This window comes from Saccharothrix deserti, assembly GCF_009769385.1.
GTDB classification, from domain to species: Bacteria; Actinomycetota; Actinomycetes; order Mycobacteriales; family Pseudonocardiaceae; genus Actinosynnema; species Actinosynnema deserti.
Genome location: NZ_VKAB01000001.1, coordinates 80,698 through 98,339 on the forward strand (window position 1 = coordinate 80,698; position 17,642 = coordinate 98,339).

The 17,642-nt window shown below is 70.3% G+C and carries 14 protein-coding genes; 4 read left to right on the forward strand and 10 right to left on the reverse strand.

The window, feature by feature from the left end; all coding sequences use genetic code 11:
• The first annotated feature begins 17 nt into the window (after positions 1-17).
• Positions 18-260, forward strand: coding sequence for a maleylpyruvate isomerase N-terminal domain-containing protein (locus tag FM051_RS11795; RefSeq protein ID WP_158842965.1), 243 nt, complete (start codon positions 18-20; stop codon positions 258-260).
• Between the two features lie 60 nt (positions 261-320).
• Here FM051_RS11795 and FM051_RS11800 read toward each other — a convergent pair whose 3' ends face one another.
• The 3 genes from FM051_RS11800 to dctA form a co-directional block, all read right to left on the reverse strand.
• On the reverse strand, positions 321-1,826 hold the full coding sequence (locus FM051_RS11800) for a glutamate synthase subunit beta (protein ID WP_158842966.1): 1,506 nt from the start codon (positions 1,824-1,826) through the stop codon (positions 321-323).
• Entirely contained in the window at positions 1,819-6,357 is a 4,539-nt protein-coding gene (gene gltB / locus FM051_RS11805) for a glutamate synthase large subunit (protein WP_158842967.1), read from the reverse strand. The genes FM051_RS11800 and gltB overlap by 8 nt, the downstream gene beginning before the upstream one ends.
• A gap of 384 nt (positions 6,358-6,741) precedes the next feature.
• Positions 6,742-8,118 carry a C4-dicarboxylate transporter DctA gene (gene dctA / locus FM051_RS11810; RefSeq protein ID WP_158842968.1) on the reverse strand — a complete coding sequence of 459 codons (1,377 nt, stop codon included), beginning with the start codon at positions 8,116-8,118 and terminating at the stop codon, positions 6,742-6,744.
• 156 nt (positions 8,119-8,274) lie between these two features.
• Here dctA and FM051_RS11815 point away from each other — a divergent pair, with 156 nt between their 5' ends.
• Both FM051_RS11815 and FM051_RS11820 read left to right on the forward strand, forming a co-directional pair.
• Positions 8,275-9,216, forward strand: a complete 942-nt coding sequence (locus tag FM051_RS11815) for a TAXI family TRAP transporter solute-binding subunit (RefSeq protein WP_238412333.1) — start codon at positions 8,275-8,277, stop codon at positions 9,214-9,216.
• Positions 9,217-9,680: 464 nt separating this feature from the next.
• On the forward strand, positions 9,681-10,130 hold the full coding sequence (locus FM051_RS11820; RefSeq protein WP_158842969.1) for a hypothetical protein: 450 nt from the start codon (positions 9,681-9,683) through the stop codon (positions 10,128-10,130).
• A gap of 96 nt (positions 10,131-10,226) precedes the next feature.
• Here the strand turns inward: FM051_RS11820 and FM051_RS11825 are convergent, their stop codons facing one another.
• Positions 10,227-11,582: a sensor histidine kinase gene (locus tag FM051_RS11825; RefSeq protein ID WP_158842970.1), complete on the reverse strand. Its 1,356-nt coding sequence runs from the start codon at positions 11,580-11,582 to the stop codon at positions 10,227-10,229.
• A gap of 76 nt (positions 11,583-11,658) precedes the next feature.
• Here FM051_RS11825 and FM051_RS11830 point away from each other — a divergent pair, with 76 nt between their 5' ends.
• Positions 11,659-12,189: an AMIN-like domain-containing (lipo)protein gene (locus FM051_RS11830; RefSeq protein ID WP_158842971.1), complete on the forward strand. Its 531-nt coding sequence runs from the start codon at positions 11,659-11,661 to the stop codon at positions 12,187-12,189.
• 27 nt (positions 12,190-12,216) lie between these two features.
• On the opposite strand, the gene FM051_RS11835 is transcribed toward FM051_RS11830, so the two are convergent.
• The 6 genes from FM051_RS11835 to trpC all read right to left on the reverse strand — a co-directional run bounded on the left by FM051_RS11835 (position 12,217) and on the right by trpC (position 17,436).
• Complete coding sequence (locus FM051_RS11835; protein WP_158842972.1) at positions 12,217-12,882, reverse strand: response regulator transcription factor; 666 nt, start codon at positions 12,880-12,882, stop codon at positions 12,217-12,219.
• Between the two features lie 6 nt (positions 12,883-12,888).
• A complete protein-coding gene (lgt, locus tag FM051_RS11840; protein WP_238412335.1) occupies positions 12,889-13,935 on the reverse strand; it encodes a prolipoprotein diacylglyceryl transferase in 1,047 nt (348 codons plus the stop codon).
• 35 nt (positions 13,936-13,970) lie between these two features.
• Positions 13,971-14,528, reverse strand: coding sequence for a Uma2 family endonuclease (locus FM051_RS11845; protein WP_158842973.1), 558 nt, complete (start codon positions 14,526-14,528; stop codon positions 13,971-13,973).
• Between the two features lie 81 nt (positions 14,529-14,609).
• The gene (gene trpA, locus FM051_RS11850; RefSeq protein WP_158842974.1) at positions 14,610-15,395 is read right to left on the reverse strand and encodes a tryptophan synthase subunit alpha; all 786 of its coding nucleotides are present in this window, start codon (positions 15,393-15,395) and stop codon (positions 14,610-14,612) included.
• Positions 15,392-16,615 (reverse strand): tryptophan synthase subunit beta, encoded by a 1,224-nt coding sequence (gene trpB / locus FM051_RS11855; RefSeq protein WP_158842975.1) that lies wholly within the window; start codon positions 16,613-16,615, stop codon positions 15,392-15,394. Before trpB ends, trpA begins: the two co-directional genes overlap by 4 nt.
• A gap of 11 nt (positions 16,616-16,626) precedes the next feature.
• Positions 16,627-17,436 (reverse strand): indole-3-glycerol phosphate synthase TrpC, encoded by an 810-nt coding sequence (gene trpC / locus FM051_RS11860; protein WP_158842976.1) that lies wholly within the window; start codon positions 17,434-17,436, stop codon positions 16,627-16,629.
• Positions 17,437-17,642 lie beyond the last annotated feature (206 nt).

The following is a 17,642-nucleotide window of genomic DNA, read 5'->3' on the forward strand; positions in this document are numbered from 1 at the left end:
GTGGCGGCATAGCAGGCTTGGGTTTCGACCGCTACCGGACCGAAATCGTCACCCGGACCGAGCTGCTGGTGTCCCCAGTGGACGGTGCGGCCCCGATGACACCGGTCCCCACCTGCCCCGACTGGACGTCGGGTCGCCTCCTGCGTCACGTGGGTGAAGGGCACCTGAAGCCGGATCAGCGTCTCGATAGCGAACAAGGGCCGGAAAAGCCGGCCGCCGAGGTCACCGAAGCCCTGGAACAGGTCCGCCGCGAAAGGTGAAGGCCGCCCCGACGTCGTTGTCGGAGCGGCCAGGCATCACAGTCGGTCGATGAACCGATCTCACACCACGGCGAGCGGGAGCATGTTGGGGATCACCGGGGACGGCAGGTCGGACGAGCCGGTCAGGAAGCGGTCCACCGCGTTGGCCACCGAACGGCCCTCGGCGATCGCCCACACGACCAGCGAAGCGCCACGGTGCGCGTCACCGCAGACGAACACGCCGGACGACTGGGTCTGCCAGTCCGAGCCGCACGAGATCGTGCCGCGCGACGTGAGCTGGATGCCGAGCCCGTCCAACAGCGGCATGTGCTCGACGCCCTCGAAGCCGATGGCCAGCAGCACCAGGTCCGCCGGCAGCACCTCGACCTCCTCGGACGTCGGCACCACCTGACGGCGACCGGAGGCGTCCTTCTCCACCCGCACCTTGCGCAGCTGGATGTGCCGCACGTGCCCCGACTCGTCGCCGACGAACTTCTCCACCGCGACCGCGAACTTCCGCTCCCCCGCCTCCTCGTGCGCGGGGTAGGTGCGCAGGATCCACGGCCACACCGGCCACGGCGACCGCGCGTCGTCCCGCGTGGAGGGCGGCATCGGGTACTGGTCGAGCTGCAGCACCGACGCCGCACCCTGCCGGGACGCGGTGCCGTAGCAGTCGGCGCCCGTGTCGCCGCCGCCGATGATCACGACGTGCTTGCCGGCCGCGTCGATCGCGGGCGGGCCGTCGCCCTCGCACGCCCGGTTCGCGGGCACCAGGTGCTCCATGGCCAGGTGGATGCCCTGCAACGAACGCCCCGGCGTGGTCGTGTCGTCACGGCCGCGCAGGGCGCCCACCGCGAGCACCACCGCGTCGAACTGCGAACGCAGGTCCTCGACGGTCAGGTCCACCCCGACCTCGCAGCCGGTGACGAACTTCGTGCCCTCCTTGCGGAGCTGCGCGAGCCGCCGGTCGAGGACCTTCTTCTCCATCTTGAACTCGGGGATGCCGTACCGCAGCAGCCCGCCGAGCCGGTCGTCCCGCTCGAACACGGTGACCTCGTGCCCGGCGCGCGTCAGCTGCTGTGCCGCCGCGAGCCCGGCCGGGCCGGAACCGACGACCGCCACCCGCCGACCCGACGCCACGTGCGACTGCACGGGAGGCACGTAACCCTGCTCCCACGACACGTCCGCGATGGTCTGCTCGACCCGCTTGATCGCGACCGCGCCGCCCGCGTCGTGGCTGATCGCCAGCACGCACGCCGCCTCGCACGGCGCGGGGCACAACCGGCCCGTGAACTCGGGGAAGTTGTTCGTCGCGTGCAGCCGGTCCGACGCCGACTCCCAGTCGCCCCGGCGCACCAGGTCGTTCCACTCCGGGATCAGGTTGCCCAGCGGGCACCCGGCCGACCCCGAGTGGCAGAACGGGATGCCGCAGTCCATGCACCGGGTCGCCTGGACGCGCACGTCGGCGTCACGCTTCTCCGGCGGGACGTCGAGGTACACCTCGTTCCAGTCGGACAGCCGTTCGCCGGCGGGCCGCTTCTTCGGCTCGGCACGGGAGTGCTTGAGGAAACCGTACGGGTCAGCCACGGGAGGCCTCCATGATCGCCTGGTCGACGTCCCTGCCTTCCGCGCGGGCGAGCCTCATCGCTTCGAGCACGCGCTGGTAGTCACCGGGCATGACCTTGGTGAACGACGCGGAACGCCGGGGCCAGTCGCCGAGCAGCGACGCGGCCACCGCCGAACCGGTGAGCTGGTGGTGGCGTTCCACCACTTCGCGCAGCCAGCGCAGGTCTTCGGCGCCGGGCCGCTGGAGTTCGACCATGGCGGGGTTGACCGCCGCCGGGTCGAGTTCCAGCACGTACGCGATACCGCCGGACATGCCGGCGGCGACGTTGCGGCCGGTCGGTCCGAGCACCACGGCCCGGCCGCCGGTCATGTACTCGAACGCGTGGTCGCCCACGCCCTCGGCGACGGCCAGCGCGCCCGAGTTCCGCACGCAGAACCGTTCACCGACGCGTCCGCGCAGGAAGATCTCGCCGGACGTGGCGCCGTAGCCGATCACGTTGCCCGCGATGACCTGCTGCTCGGCGGCGAACGGCGCGTCCGGGTGCGGGCGGACGATGATCCGGCCGCCGGACAGGCCCTTGCCGACGTAGTCGTTGGCGTCGCCGATCATCTCCAGCGTGATGCCGCGCGGGATGAACGCCCCGAGCGACTGCCCGGCCGAGCCGGTGAACGTCACGTGGATCGTGTCGTCGGGCAGGCCGTCACCGCCGAACCGCCGCGTCACCTCGGCGCCGAGGAGCGTGCCGACGGTGCGGTTGACGTTGCGCAGCGGCAGTTCCAGCCGCACCGGGCGGGCGTCGTTGAGCGCCGCGTCGGCGAGCTGGAGCAGCGTGCGGTCCAACGCCTGCGCCAGGCCGTGGTCCTGTTCGCGGACCTTGCGCTTGGCCGTGTGGTACGGCGTCACGGGCACCTCGAACACCGGCGACAGGTCCAGCCCTGCCGCCTTCCAGTGCTCGATCGCCTCGTCGGTCTGCAGCAGCTCGGCGTGGCCGACGGCCTCGTCGATCGTGCGGAAACCCAGTGACGCCAGCAGTTCCCGCACTTCCTGGGCGACGAAGTGGAAGAAGTTCACCACGTGGTCGGCCTGACCGGTGAAGCGCTTGCGCAGCTCCGGGTTCTGCGTGGCGATGCCGACCGGACAGGTGTCCAGGTGGCAGACCCGCATCATGACGCAGCCCTCGACGATCAGCGGCGCGGTCGCGAAACCGAACTCCTCCGCGCCCAGCAGCGCGGCCACCACCACGTCCCGGCCGGTGCGCATGGCGCCGTCCACCTGCACGGTGATCCGGTCGCGCAAACCGTTGAGCAGCAACGTCTGCTGGGTCTCGGCGAGGCCGATCTCCCACGGCGTGCCCGCGTGCTTGAGCGAGTTCAGCGGTGACGCGCCGGTGCCGCCGTCGTGACCCGAGATCAGCACCACGTCCGCGTGCGCCTTCGCCACACCCGCCGCGACCGTGCCGACGCCGACCTCGCTGACCAGCTTCACGTGCACGCGGGCCTGCTCGTTGGCGTTCTTCAGGTCGTGGATCAGCTGCGCGAGGTCCTCGATCGAGTAGATGTCGTGGTGCGGCGGCGGGGAGATCAGGCCCACGCCCGGCGTCGAGTGCCGGGTCCGCGCGATCCACGGGTACACCTTGTAGCCGGGCAGCTGCCCGCCCTCGCCCGGCTTCGCGCCCTGCGCCATCTTGATCTGGATGTCGCTGGCGTTGACCAGGTACTCGCTGGTGACGCCGAACCGGCCGGACGCGACCTGCTTGACCGCGCTGCGCCGCTCCGGGTCGTACAGGCGCTCCGGGTCCTCGCCGCCCTCACCGCTGTTGGACCGGCCGCCGAGCCGGTTCATCGCGATGGCCAGCGTCTCGTGCGCCTCCGCCGAGATCGACCCGTACGACATGGCGCCGGTGTTGAAGCGCTTGACGATGGAGGAGACGGGCTCGACCTCGTCGATCGGGACGGGCGTGCGGCCCTCGTCCTTGAACGAGAACAGGCCGCGCAGCGTGCCGCCCATCCGGGCCAGCCGCTCCACCTCTTCGGTGTAGCGCCGGTAGACGTCCTGCTTGCCGGTCTTCGTGGCGTGCTGGAGCAGGAACACCGTCTCCGGCGAGAACAGGTGCAGCTCGCCCTCGCGGCGGTAGGCGTACTCGCCGCCCACCTCGAGCTTGCGGTGCACGCGGTCGGTCGGGTTGTCCGGGTGGGCACGGCGGTGGCGCAGCGCCACCTCCTCCGCCAGCACGTCCAGGCCCGCGCCGCCGAGCTTCGACACCGTGCCGGTGAAGTACTCGTCCAGCAGGTCCTTCGACAGGCCGACGGCCTCGAACACCTGTGCCGCCGTGTACGCGCCGACGGTCGAGATGCCCATCTTCGACATGATCTTCAACGTGCCCTTGACCAGGGCCGTCACGTAGTTCCGGACCGCCTTGCGCGGGTCGATTCCGGTCACCGCGCCGGTGCTGATCATGTCTTCGATCGTCTCGAACGCCAGGTACGGGTTCACCGCGGCGGCGCCGTAGCTCAGCAGCGCGGCCACGTGGTGCACCTCGCGGGCGTCACCGGTCTCCACGACCAGCGCCACGCGCAGCCGCTCCTTGGTGCGCACCAGGTGGTGGTGCACCGCGGACACCAGCAGCAGCGACGGGATCGGCGCCATCCGGTGGTCCGAGTCGCGGTCCGACAGCACCAGCGTGCGGGCGCCGTTCGCGATCGCCTCGGACGCCTCGCGGCGCACCCGCTCGATCGCCGCCGCCAGCGCGGCCCCGCCGCCGTCCACCTCGTACAGTCCGGACAGGACGGTGCAGGCGAAGCCCGGCAGGTCGCCGTCGTCGTTGATGTGGATGAGCTTGGCCAGCTCGTCGTTGTCGATCACCGGGTAGGTCAGCTTGATGTGCCGGCAGCTGACCGGGCCCGACTCCAGCAGGTTCTGCTCCGGGCCCATCACCCGCGACACGCTGGTGACGATCTCCTCGCGAATCGCGTCCAGCGGCGGGTTCGTGACCTGGGCGAAGTTCTGCACGAAGTAGTCGTAGAGCAGCCGGGAGCGCTGCGACAGCGCCGCCACCGGGGTGTCCGTGCCCATCGAGCCCAACGGCTCCGCGCCCGTGGTGGACATCGGGGCGAGCAGGATGCGCAGCTCTTCCTCGGTGTAGCCGAACGTCAGCTGGCGCCGCACCACGGCCTCGTGGCTCTGCAGCACGTGCTCGCGGTCGGCCAGGTCCGCCAGCTCCAGCAGACCCGCGTGCAGCCACTCGTCGTACGGCAGCTCGTCGGCCAGCTTCGCCTTGACCTCGTCGTCCTCGACCAGGCGACCCTCGACCGTGTCGACCAGGAACATCTTCCCCGGCTGGAGGCGGCCCTTGGCCACCACCTGGTCCGGCGGCACGTCCAGCACACCGGTCTCGGAGGCCAGCACCACGCGGCCGTCGGCGGTCTGCCACCAGCGGGCCGGGCGCAGACCGTTGCGGTCCAGCACCGCGCCGACCAGCGAACCGTCGGTGAACGTCACGCACGCCGGTCCGTCCCACGGCTCCATCAGGCTGGCGTGGAACTCGTAGAACGCGCGGCGCTTCGGGTCCATCGAGGTGTGGTTCTCCCACGCCTCGGGAATCATCATCAGCACCGCGTGCGGCAGGCTCCGACCGCCCAGGTGCAGCAGCTCCAGCACCTCGTCGAAGCTCGCCGAGTCCGACCCCTCCGGGTCGCAGATCGGGAACAGCCTGGTCAGGTCGCCCGGGATGAGGTCGGACGCGAGCAGCGCCTCACGGGCCCGCATCCGGTTCCGGTTGCCGCGGACCGTGTTGATCTCGCCGTTGTGCGCGACGTACCGGAACGGGTGCGCCAGCGGCCACGACGGGAACGTGTTCGTGGAGAAGCGGGAGTGGACCAGGGCGATCGCGCTGGCCAGCCGCTCGTCGCGCAGGTCGGGGAAGAACGCGGGCAGCTGGCCGGTGGTCAGCATGCCCTTGTAGACGATCGTCCGGGACGACAGCGACGGGAAGTACGTGCCGACGTCCGCCGCCGCGCTCTCGTGCTCCACCCGCTTGCGCAGGGCGAACGTGAGGCGGTCCAGCTCGATGCCCTGCCGGCCGGTCTCGCTCTTGACGAGCAGCATCGCGAAGTGCGGCATCACCGAACGCGCGGTGGGGCCGACGTCCGCGTGGTCGGGAGCGGTCGGCACGTCGCGCCAGCCCAGGACCTCGAGGCCCTCCTCGGTGGCGACCCGCTCGGCCAGCTCGACCGCCTTCGCGCGGTCCTCGGGGTCGGCGGGCAGGAACGCGATGCCCGCCGCGTACGCGCCCGGCTCGGGCAGCTCGAAGTCGAGCACGTCCCGCAGGAACGCGTCCGGCAGCTGCAGCAGGATCCCGGCGCCGTCGCCGCTGGTCGGCTCGGCGCCGGCCGCGCCGCGGTGCTCCAGGTTGGCCAGCGCGGTGAGCGCGTCGACGACGATGTCGTGCGAGCGCCGGCCTTTGATGTCGGCGACCATCGCCACACCGCAAGCGTCACGTTCCGCGGCGGGGTCGTAGAGCCCCTGCGGGGACGGGATGGCGGAGAAGATCACTGCGCAGACCTCCTTCGTCGTCCTTGAAAGAACGAGTCCTCGTGTCCAGGTCCTGGAATCCGGGTGCTGGGCACGGGACGACGATGGCCCGCGTGTTGACGCGACTTTAACAGTCGCGAAACCGAACCACACCATCCTTCGGGTGATCTCGGTCGTCGATGCGTAACGATTCGGCCCGCTGGTGCGATACCGGAGCCGGCTTGTTACGCGTTGGTAAGCATAACTCCTTGACAGCCGCCGCGCGCGTCGGTGAGAGCTTGCCTACACGCCCCGATCCACTTCCGGGACTCGTGAACGCGCAGGTGAGCCCCCGTGCCGTCGCCTGACTGGGGGGAGAGGGGCGATGACGCCGGGGGCTCACGGCCGGATGGCTGTCGGGTGGTCCTAGCGGCTGGCCGCTCCCACCGGTTCACGGTCGGCGGCGTCATCGTCGTCGTCACCGTGCTGACGGTCCATCAGCGCGTCCACGTCGACCTGCGACGGGTTGTCCAGGACCTCGCGCAACCGGTCCTTGTCCAGCTGACCCTGCCAACGGGCCACCACGAGCGCGCCCACGCCGTTGCCGATGACGTTGGTGATCGCCCGCGCCTCGGACATGAACCGGTCGATGCCCACGATCAGCGCGATGCCGACCGCCGGGATGGCGCTGTTCGCCTCGAACGCGGACAGCGAGGCCGCCAGCGTGACCAGGCCGGCGCCGGTCACACCCGCCGCGCCCTTGCTGGCCAGCAGCATGAACAGCAGCAGGCCGATCTGGGTGCCCAGACCCACTTCGACGCCCGTCGCCTGGGCGATGAAGATCGCGCCCATGGTCAGGTAGATGCAGGTGCCGTCCAGGTTGAACGAGTAGCCGGTCGGGATGGTCAGGCCGACCACCGACTTGTCCGCGCCGGCCGCCTCCAGCTTCACCAGCATCCGGGGCAGCACCGTCTCGGAGGACGACGTGCCGAGCACGATGAGCAACTCGTCCTTGATGTACCGGAGGAACTTGAAGATCGAGAACCCGGCGTAGAGCGACACGCTGCCCAGCACGACCACGATGAACAGCAGGCACGTCGCGTAGAACGAGCCCATCAGCCAGGCCAGCTTGCCCAGGATCGAGCCGCCGAACTTGCCGATCGTGTAGGCGATGCCGCCGAACGCGCCGATCGGCGCCGCGTACATGACGATCTTGATGACGCCGAACATGACCTTGGCGACCGTGTCGAGCGCCGCCACCACCTTCTCGCCGCGCTTCCCCATGCCCGCCACGGCCACCGCGACCAGCACCGCGATGACCAGCACCTGGATCAGCTGGCCGTCGGTGAACGCGCCGAGGAACGACTTCGGCACCAGGCCGAGGATGAAGCCGGTGACGCCGGTCTCGGCGTTCTGGGCGTCGGCGAGGGTCTTGGCCGCCGCGTCGTCGTTCAGCGGGATCGACGGACCGTGGTGGCCCGGCTGCACCAGGTTCACGACGACGAGGCCGATGGCGAGGGCCGCCGTCGTCATCGCGGTGAAGTAGAGGATCGTCCGCAGCGCCAGGCCGCCCGCCTTGGCCAGGTTGCCCAGGCCCGCGATGCCGACCACGATCGTGCAGAAGATCGTCGGGGCGATGACCACCTTGACCAGCGCGATGAAGAAGTCGGCCAGCCACTTCATACCCGAAGCCTGCGCGGGGAAGGCGTACCCGACGACCACGCCGAGCACGATCGACACCAGCACCCAGAAGTAGAGGTGCTTGTAGATCGGTTTCCGCACACGTGTTTGCGCGCTGACCACGTCTCCTCCAAGGGGGGACCATTTGCCTGCTGGCGGCTGGGGTTGGTTGGTGATCCTGAACACAGCACGCCACCACGACAAGGAGCACGTCGGAAACTTCAGATCCCTCTGACGTAACACGCCGTTCACTCGCCCGACGGGACTAGTCTGCTCGGCGTGCAGGTGTCCCGGCGCTCGCTGCTCCTCGCCGCCCTGGCCGCGGGTGTGCCCGGCGGCCTGTCCGGCTGCACGTCCGACGACGTGCCGGCGATCGACGAGCTGGTCCTGGCCACCGGGCCGGAGGGCGCGGTGTTCCGCGAGGTCGGGCGCGCGTTGGCCTCGGCGTTGGCCGATCAACTGCCGGCGACGCGGGTGGTGGTGAGGACCACGGCGGCGTCGGTGGAGAACGTCCGGCTGCTGCGGGAGGGCCAGGTCCACCTCGGACTGTCCTCTTTGGATCCACTGGACGGCGCGCTGCTCAGCGCGGACGACCCGGCCGGGATCAGTGCCGTCGGACGGCTCTACGACAGCTTCATGCAGATCGTCGTGCCGGCCGACTCGCCCGTTCGGCGACTGGCCGACCTGACCGGGCGGACGGTGTCGTTCGGGCCGTCCGAGTCGGGGACGGAGTTCACCGCGACCCGGCTGTTGGCGTTGTTCGGGGTGCAGGTGGACGGCCGGCGGATGGAGCACGCGGAGGCGGCGCGTCAGCTGGTGGCCGGGTCACTGGACGCGTTCCTGGCGCTGACCGGCATCCCGACATCGGCGGTGACGGACATACTCCACACGTTCCCGCTGCGGTTGCTCGACATTCCCGGCGAGGCGGAGAAGCTGGCCGCGGACTACTCCGGTCTGTACATACCGGCCACCATCCCGGCGACGACGTACGGAGACCTCGGGCCGTGCCGAACATTCGCCGTGCCGAACTTGCTGCTGGCGCGGACGGCGTTGGACGCGGATGTGGTCGAGGTCGTGACGCGGACGGTGTTCACGCGGTCGGCAGAAATCGTGGTCGGCCACCCCGAGGCCAGCCGGATCAACGTGCGAACCGGGATATCCACAGGTCAGGTACCCCTGCACAAGGGCGCCGAACGCTGGTTCCGAGCCGTGAAACGGTGAATGGCGCAGGACTATGCCGCAGGTTGCGTTCGATGTGCACGTGCCGTCGCCCATAACCACCTTATCGGGCGAACAAATCGTGAATGGAAGATCCGCGGAAACTTTTCCGACCGTTTCTTCGTTGCCGGGAAAGAAGGAGGCGGCACCACCGGCGGGCACTCGGCGCACAGGCAGCCAGCACACAGGCGGTCAGCGCGCAGGCGGGCAGCGCGCAGGCGGGCAGCACAAGGACAGCCAGCACGCGGACAGCGAGCACACAGGCAGCACACAGGCAGCCAGCGCCCGCACGACGGACAAGGAAGGTGCGCGACAAGCTGAAGTGAGCGACGAGGTGAAGTGAGCGACGAGGTGAACAGGCGAAGTGAGCACCCCCGCCCATGCCGCAGCCACCCACTCGCCGGACGGACAACCCCAGTCCAGCGGCCGATGGTCGTAGACGGAGAGGCAAGCAGGGAGGATTCGACGTGGCCAACAACCGGATTCAGTTCGACCTCCAGCGGCGGGACGACCTGGGCGTGCGCGAAGTCGTTCCGCGTGTCGATGGCGTGCCGCTGACCGAGTTGATCGACAGGTTCGAAGCCAATGCCGGCATGCAGCCCTCGGGTGATGCCTACGGCGGTCTCATACCGCAATACTTTCGGTTCGGCCCCATGGAGGACCACTTCCATGGTCGGCCCACCAACGCGATGGGACCGAAGACTCCCCTGCTCGGATGCGAGTGCGGCGAATGGGGCTGCTGGCCGCTCATGGCCCGCGTCTCCGTGACACCTGATCTCGTGACTTGGGACTCCTTCGAACAGCCGCACCGAACCACGCGCGACTACAGCGGCTTCGGGCCGTTCCGGTTTGGCCGTCAGCAATACGACGATGCCTTGCGGGAGCTGAGTTCGGCAATCGGCTCCGCTGACGCATGAGCACGACAACGCTGCCACGGAGCACTGGCAGGCGGACGTGTGCCCGGCGAGGTGTGGGTGACAGGGCGCAGGGCGGCGGGTGGTGGGGCGGGGCGTTCAGGCGCTGAGGCGGACTACGGCGTCCAGGCCGTGGGGTTCGGCGGGCAGGAGTTCCAGCTTTCCGCCGGCGGACTCGATCAGTTCGGCGCAGATTGCCAGTCCCAGGCCCGTGCCGGCGATGTTCTGGTGGCGCGGGGCGCGCCAGAAGCGGCTCAGGGCGTCGGTTCGCTCCTGGTCCGACAGGCCGGTGCCGTCGTCGGTCACGTGGAGTTCCACCCGGCCGTCGGCGGCTCTCCCCCACACCTTCACGTGCGTTCCGCCGGACAGGCGGATGGCGTTGCCGACGAGTTCGTCCAGCACACTGCCGAGTCCGCCGGGGGGTTCGAGCACGCGCAGGCCGGGTGGGACGTCGATGTCCAGGCTTATGTCGCCGGCTAGTGCCCGCCAGCCGGGGACGTGGGTGGCGAGGAGGTTGTCGACTTCCACCGGTTCGGCGGCGGAGGCGCTGTCCAGGCGGGTTGCGGCCAGGAGGGTGTCCAGCACGCGGCCCATCTCTTCGGCCTCGTCCACGGCGATGCGCTGTGCCTCACGGCCTGCCTCGTCGGTGACGTGGGGGGCCATGTTGTCTACCGCGAGTCTCAGGCTGGCCAGGGGGTTTCGTAGTTGGTGGGAGGCGTCGGCCACGAACGCTCGTTGTCTGCGCAGTGCGCGGCCGACTACGTCGACCATGGCGTTGAAGCTCGCGGCCAGTCTGCGGAGTTCGGGTGGGCCGCCCAGTTCGTCCGCTCGGGCGTCCAGGTGGCCGCCCGCGACCGCCGCGGTGGCCTCGTCCAGTTTGCGGACCGGGCGGAGGACCCAGCGGGACATCGGCCACGCGACCGCGACCACGCCCAGCATCGGGATCAGGCCGACCAGGGCCAGCACGCCCCATTGGCGGAGGATCGCGGACCGCAGGCGGTCGGTCGGGGAGATCGTCACCACGGCCGCCACCACCTCGCTGTCCCGGCCCACCGGTTCGACGACGACCATGTTGACCTGCTCCCACGGCCACACCGACTGGTCCGCTTCGCCCCGGTAGCCGCTGAACGCCGCCTTCAGGCCCGTGTTCACGTGGGGATCGGTCAGGGGGAACGACTCGCGCGAGGCCGCGACCACCCTGTTGTCGGTGCCGATCAGGGCGGCCGAGATGCCGTACAGCCGGTCGTAGCGGATCAGTTCCTCGCGCAGGGCCTTCAGCCTGTCCGACGCCAGGGCGTTCTCCGCCAGTGAGGCGAAACGGCTCGCGTCGCCCAGGCGGTCCAGGTAGGTCTCCTGGCTCTCGCGTTGCACGACGGCGAACGCGAGCGGCACGCCCAAGGCCGCTACCAGGGCGACCAGTAGCGGAACGATCAGGACCAGCAGGCGGCGCAGCACGCGGAGGCAACCTCTCAGGGGTGACGTGCGTCATGTTGTCTGCGGGCTGTTCCGGCCCGCGAGAGGGGGAATGAGCATGCTACGCAAGGTTGCACTGTTACTCGCAGCGGTGACCGCGATCGCCGTGGTGGCGCCGGTGACGGCCTCCGCCGCACCGGTCGCGTGCACGCCCGTCGACTGGGGATCGGGAGTCAAGACCGCGTGGCCGACCACGACCGGGCAACTGACGAACATCCGCGCAGGTCAGCAGGAGTGCTACGACCGACTGGTGTTCGACTTCACCGGGGTGAACGACGGCTACACCGTGCAGTACGTGCCGGAGGTGACCCACGAGGGGTCGGGCAAGCCGGTGCCGTTGCGCGGTGACGGCAAGTTGCAGATCACGGTGAACTCGCCGTCCTACGACCAGAACGGCAACCCCACCTACACGTTCCCGAACCGGGCCGAGCTGGTGGACGTCACCGGGTTCCAGACGTTCCGGCAGGTCGCGTGGGCCGGGTCGTTCGAGGGGCAGACGACGGTCGGGCTCGGTGTGCGTGCCGTGCTGCCGTTCCGGGTGTTCACGCTGCCGGGACGCGTTGTGGTGGACGTCGCCCACGTCTGGTGATCGGCAGGCTGGTGCGGTGATCGGCGGTCAGGTGTGGGCTGCCACCCGGTAGCCCACACCCCGGATCGTCTCGATGCGCAGCGCGTCGCCCAGCTTGCCGCGCAGTGCGGCGATGTGGGTGTCGAGCGTGCGTGACGGCGCCTCCCAGTGCGCCTGCCACACCTGGTCCACGATCAGGTCACGGCTGACGACCGTGCCCGCCCGGCCGACCAGCAGGGCGAGCAGGTCGAACTCCTTGCGGGTCAGCGCCACCGGTTCGCCGTTGATCCTGGCCTCCCGGCCGGCCGGGTCCAGGGTGAGCGGGCCGAGGGTGACCTCGTGCTCGCGTTCGGCGGCACGTGCCGAGCGGGTGCGCCTCAGCACCGCCTCTATGCGGGCGAGCAGCTCGGCGGTGCCGAACGGCTTCACGACGTAGTCGTCCGCGCCCAGCCGCAGGCCGAGGACCCGTTCCCGTTCCTCGCCGCGCGCGGTGACGGTGATGATCGCGGTGCCGGGGCGGTGGCGGAGTTCGCGGAGCACGTCGAGGCCGTCGCCGTCGGGCAGGCCGAGGTCGAGCAGCACGACGTCCGCCGGCGGTGCGGTCAGCGCGGAGGCCGCCGTGCCCACCCGGTGGACCTCGTAGCCCGCGTGCCGGAGTGCGGTGAGCAGGCCACGCGCCACCCGGTCGTCATCTTCGACGACGAGGATGCGCACGGCGGCCTACTGGTCCGACTTGTCGCCGGTGTCCGCGGGCTTGGTGTCGGGCACCGTTTTCTTGTCCGGATCGGCCGTGTCCTCGGACGCCTTGGTCTCGTCGGACCCGGTCGTCGCGTCGGACGGCGTCGCGGCGGTGTCGTTCTGGCCGTCGCCGTCGAGTTCGGCCTTCGGTTCGTCGGCGGCGTCGGGGTCGGGGCGCACGATGACCTCGCGTCCGCCCTTCTTCGCGGCCAGCACGAAGTAGACGACCGCGCCGAGGAACACGACGGCCGACGTGATCACGTTGATCCGCAGCCCGAACACCTCGGTGGCCGGGTCGGTGCGCATCAGCTCGATCCAGAACCGGCCGGCCGTGTAGCCCGCGACGTACAGCGCGAACACCCGGCCGTGGCCGAGCCGGAACTTGCGGTCGGCCCACACGATCAGGAGCGCGACGCCGAGGTTCCACAGCAGTTCGTAGAGGAACGTCGGGTGCACGATCTCGATCGGCGTGTGGTCCAGCGCCACGCCGCCCAGCTCGTCCTTGAAGCCGGTCTCCGGGTCGACCCGCTCGTAGATCTCCAGGCCCCACGGCAGCGTGGTGGGACCGCCGTACAGCTCCTGGTTGAAGTAGTTGCCGAGGCGGCCGACGGCCTGCGCGGCGACGATGCCGGGTGCCAGCGCGTCCGCCATCGCAGGCAGCGGGATGCCCTTGCGCCGGCACGCGATCCACGCGCCCACGCCGCCCAGTGCGATGGCGCCCCAGATGCCCAGGCCGCCGTTCCAGATGGCCAGTGCCTCGAGCGGGTTCCGCCCCTCACCGAAGTACTTGTGGTAGTCCGTCGCCACGTGGTACAGCCGGCCGCCGACCAGGCCGAACGGCACCGCGAAGACGGCGATGTCGGTGACCTCGCCCTTCAGGCCGCCGCGTGCGACCCACCGGCGTTCACCCCACCAGATCGCCAGGATGATGCCGAGGATGATGCACAGCGCATAGGCGCGGAGCGGGATCGGTCCCAGTTGCCACACACCCTGGTCGGGGCTGGGGATCGTCGCGAGGTAAGTCGTCACCACGGCCACCACCGTAGTGGGTGCGCCCGTTCGTCCTACACGGACAGCTCGATTGTTACCGGGAAGGGTCTTTCGAGCGCCAGCACGCCGCCCTCGCTGTGCGCCGCCTCGATGTACCCGGCGCCGTCCAGCTGGAACAGCGTCGCGGTGGTCCCGGCCTCTTTTGGGTCCACGACCAGGTAGAACGGCACCCCGGCCTCGGCGTAGAGGCTCCGCTTCACCAGCAGGTCCCTGAGCCGGGTGCTCGGCTCCAGCACTTCACCGGCCAACACCAGGTCCGCCACCGGCAGGAGGCGGCGGTCTTCGCCGGCCACGTTCACGGTGAAGTCGGGGACGAGCATCCGGCTGCGCGACAGCAGGACGTTGACCCCGGGCAAGGCTTCCAGTCCGACCGGGCAGGCGCGCCTGAGCGCCATCGCAACGCAGCGGAGCGCCCGCTGGTGCGGATCCGCTCCGCGAGGACTCACGAGCAGCGACCCGTCGATGAGTTCGACTCGCTGGAAGGTCTCCTCGGGGAGCGCCATGACGTCGTCCAACGTCCAGGGCCCGTGGTGGTCGAGGATCGAGTGCTCGTGCCGGTTGTCGGTGATCATGGGGCCAGCATGCCGACGGGGACCGACAAAACCGGGGGCTCGACCGGGCCCCCGGATGTCAGTTCACTCGAAAGAGCGACCTCAGGCCGGCGAGGGGACCTGGCGGACCCCGGCGGCCAACTCCTCGGTCAGCGCGGCGACCGTGTCGTCCTGAACGGCCGACACGAAGGCCGAGCCGACGATGACGCCGTCCGCGAACGCCGCGAGTTCCGCGGCCTGGGCGCCGTTGCGCACCCCGAGCCCGACGCCGATCGGCATGTCCGTGTGCTCACGCACCCGCTTGACCAGCGCCGGAGCGGCCGACGACACGACATCGCGGGCGCCGGTCACGCCCATCACCGATGTCGCGTAGAGGAACCCGCGCGACGACCGCGCGGTCAGTCCGATGCGCTCTTCGGTGGACGACGGCGCGACCAGGAAGATCCGGTCCAGGTCGTGCGCGTCGGTGGCCTCCATCCAGGAAGCAGCCTCGTCCGGCACCAGGTCCGGCGTGATCACGCCCAACCCGCCGGCCGCCGCCAGGTCACGCGCGAACCGGTCCACCCCGTACGCCAGCACCGGGTTCCAGTACGTCATCACGACCGCACGCCCACCGGCCGCCGCCACGGACTCGACCACGCCGAACAGGTCCCGCACCCGGAACCCGCCGCGCAACGCCTGCTCGGCCGCGCGCTGGATCGTCGGACCGTCCATCACCGGGTCGGAGAACGGCAGGCCGACCTCCACCAGGTCGCACCCGGACGACACCATCGTCCGCAGCACGTCCTTCGAGCCCTCCACCGTGGGGTAACCGGCCGGCAGGTACCCGATCAGAGCGGCCCGCGACTCGGCCCGACAAGCCGAGAAAACCGAAGAAAGCCTGCTCACGACTCCACCCCCAGCCCGAACCACTTGATCGCGGTGTCCATGTCCTTGTCGCCGCGACCGGACAGGTTCACCAGGATCAACCCCTCCGGCCCCAGTTCACGTCCCAGCACGAGGGCGCCGGCCAGGGCGTGCGCCGACTCGACCGCCGGGATGATGCCCTCTTCCCGCGACAGCAGCGCGAACGCCTCCATGGCCTGGGCGTCGGTCACCGGCCGGTACTCGGCGCGCCCGGTGTCCTTCAGGTGGGCGTGCTCGGGCCCGACGCCGGGGTAGTCGAGGCCGGCCGAGATGGAGTGCGCCTCGGCGATCTGCCCGTCGGAGTCCTGCAGCACGTAGGACATGGCGCCGTGCAGCGATCCGGGCGTGCCGGCGGTCAACGTCGCGCCGTGCCGGGAGGTCTCGATGCCGTCGCCGCCGGGCTCCAGGCCGACCAGCCGCACGGACGGGTCGTCGATGAAGCCGTGGAAGATCCCGATGGCGTTGGACCCGCCGCCGACGCACGCGGCCACCACGTCCGGCAGCCGACCGGCCTTCTCCAGGATCTGCTCGCGCGCCTCGATGCCGATGATCCGGTGGAAGTCGCGCACGAGCACCGGGAACGGGTGCGGCCCGGCAGCGGTGCCGAGCAGGTAGTGCGTGTCGTCGACGTTGGCGACCCAGTCGCGCAGCGCCTCGTTGATCGCGTCCTTCAACGTGCGCGAGCCGTTGGTCACCGGGATGACCTGCGCGCCGAGCAGCCGCATCCGGGCCACGTTCAGCGCCTGCCGCTCGGTGTCGACCTCGCCCATGTAGACGACGCAGTCGAGCCCCATCAGGGCGCACGCGGTGGCCGTGGCCACGCCGTGCTGGCCGGCGCCGGTCTCCGCGATGACCCGCTTCTTGCCCATCCGCTTGGTGAGCAGCGCCTGGCCCAGCACGTTGTTGATCTTGTGCGAGCCGGTGTGGTTGAGGTCCTCGCGCTTGAGGAACACCCGCGCGCCGCCCGCGTGGGCGGCGAACTTCGGCGCCTCGGTCAGCAGCGAGGGCCGTCCGGCGAAGTCGCGCAGCAGCCGGGCGAACTCGTCCAGGAACTCCGGATCGACCCGTGCCTTCTCGTAGAACGCGGCGAGCTCGTCCACGGCGGCGATGAGGGCTTCCGGCATGAACCGCCCGCCCCACGGCCCGAAGTGACCACGCTCGTCCGGGTCGTGGGGTGTCGGAGCCAACTGGCCGCGCGACATGCGCTCTCCTTCTACCGACTGGGCCGGGGACACGCCGGGTGGGAACCCGCCGTCACCAGCTTGTTCACCGCGACCTTGGGGTCGCCGCTCGTCACCAGGCTCTCGCCGACCAGCACCGCGTCGGCGCCCGCGCCCGCGTACGCCATCAGGTCGCCCGGCCCGGTGACCCCGGACTCGGCGATCTTGATGGTGTCGAAGGGCAGGCCGGGCGCGATCCGCCCGAAGACGTCCTTGTCCACTTCCAGCGTGTGCAGGTTGCGGGCGTTCACGCCGATGACGCTCGCCCCCGCCTCCAGCGCGCGGTCGGCCTCCTCGGCCGTGTGCACCTCGACCAGGGCGGTCATGCCCAGCGACTCGACCCGGTCGAGCAGCGCGACCAGCGCGTTCTGCTCCAGCGCCGCCACGATCAGCAGCACCAGGTCGGCGCCGTGCAGGCGCGCCTCGTGCACCTGGTAGGGGCTGACGATGAAGTCCTTGCGCAGCAGGGGAACGCCCACCGCCGCGCGCACCGCGTCGAAGTCGTCCAGGGACCCGCCGAACCGGCGCTGCTCGGTCAGCACGCTGATCGCCCGTGCGCCGCCGAGCTCGTACTGCACGGCGAGTTCCGCGGGCTCCGGGATGTCGGCCAGTTCCCCCTTGGAGGGACTGCGCCGCTTGACCTCGGCGATGACGCCGACCCCCGGACCGCGCAGGATGGACATCACGTCCTGCGGCGGCGGCACCTTGGTCGCCTTTTCCCTGAGCACGTCGAAGGGCAGTGCCGCCTCGCGCACGGCGAGGTCTTCGCGGACGCCTTCGATGATCGACTCCAGCACGGTCATCCGAGCACCTCGCTCGACTCCGTCAGACCTTCCGGTTCAGTCGCAAGCTCCCGCACGTCACGTTCCCCTTCCCGCCACGAGGATGCTAACCCCGCCGTGAACGGCGTCCGGCCACCGGGGTAGTCACGTTCGCGCTGATGACCAGGGTTCTTGCGAGCCGACGTGCGCAAACGTGCGGGCCCGGTGCGCCGGGCCGTCCGCCGGCC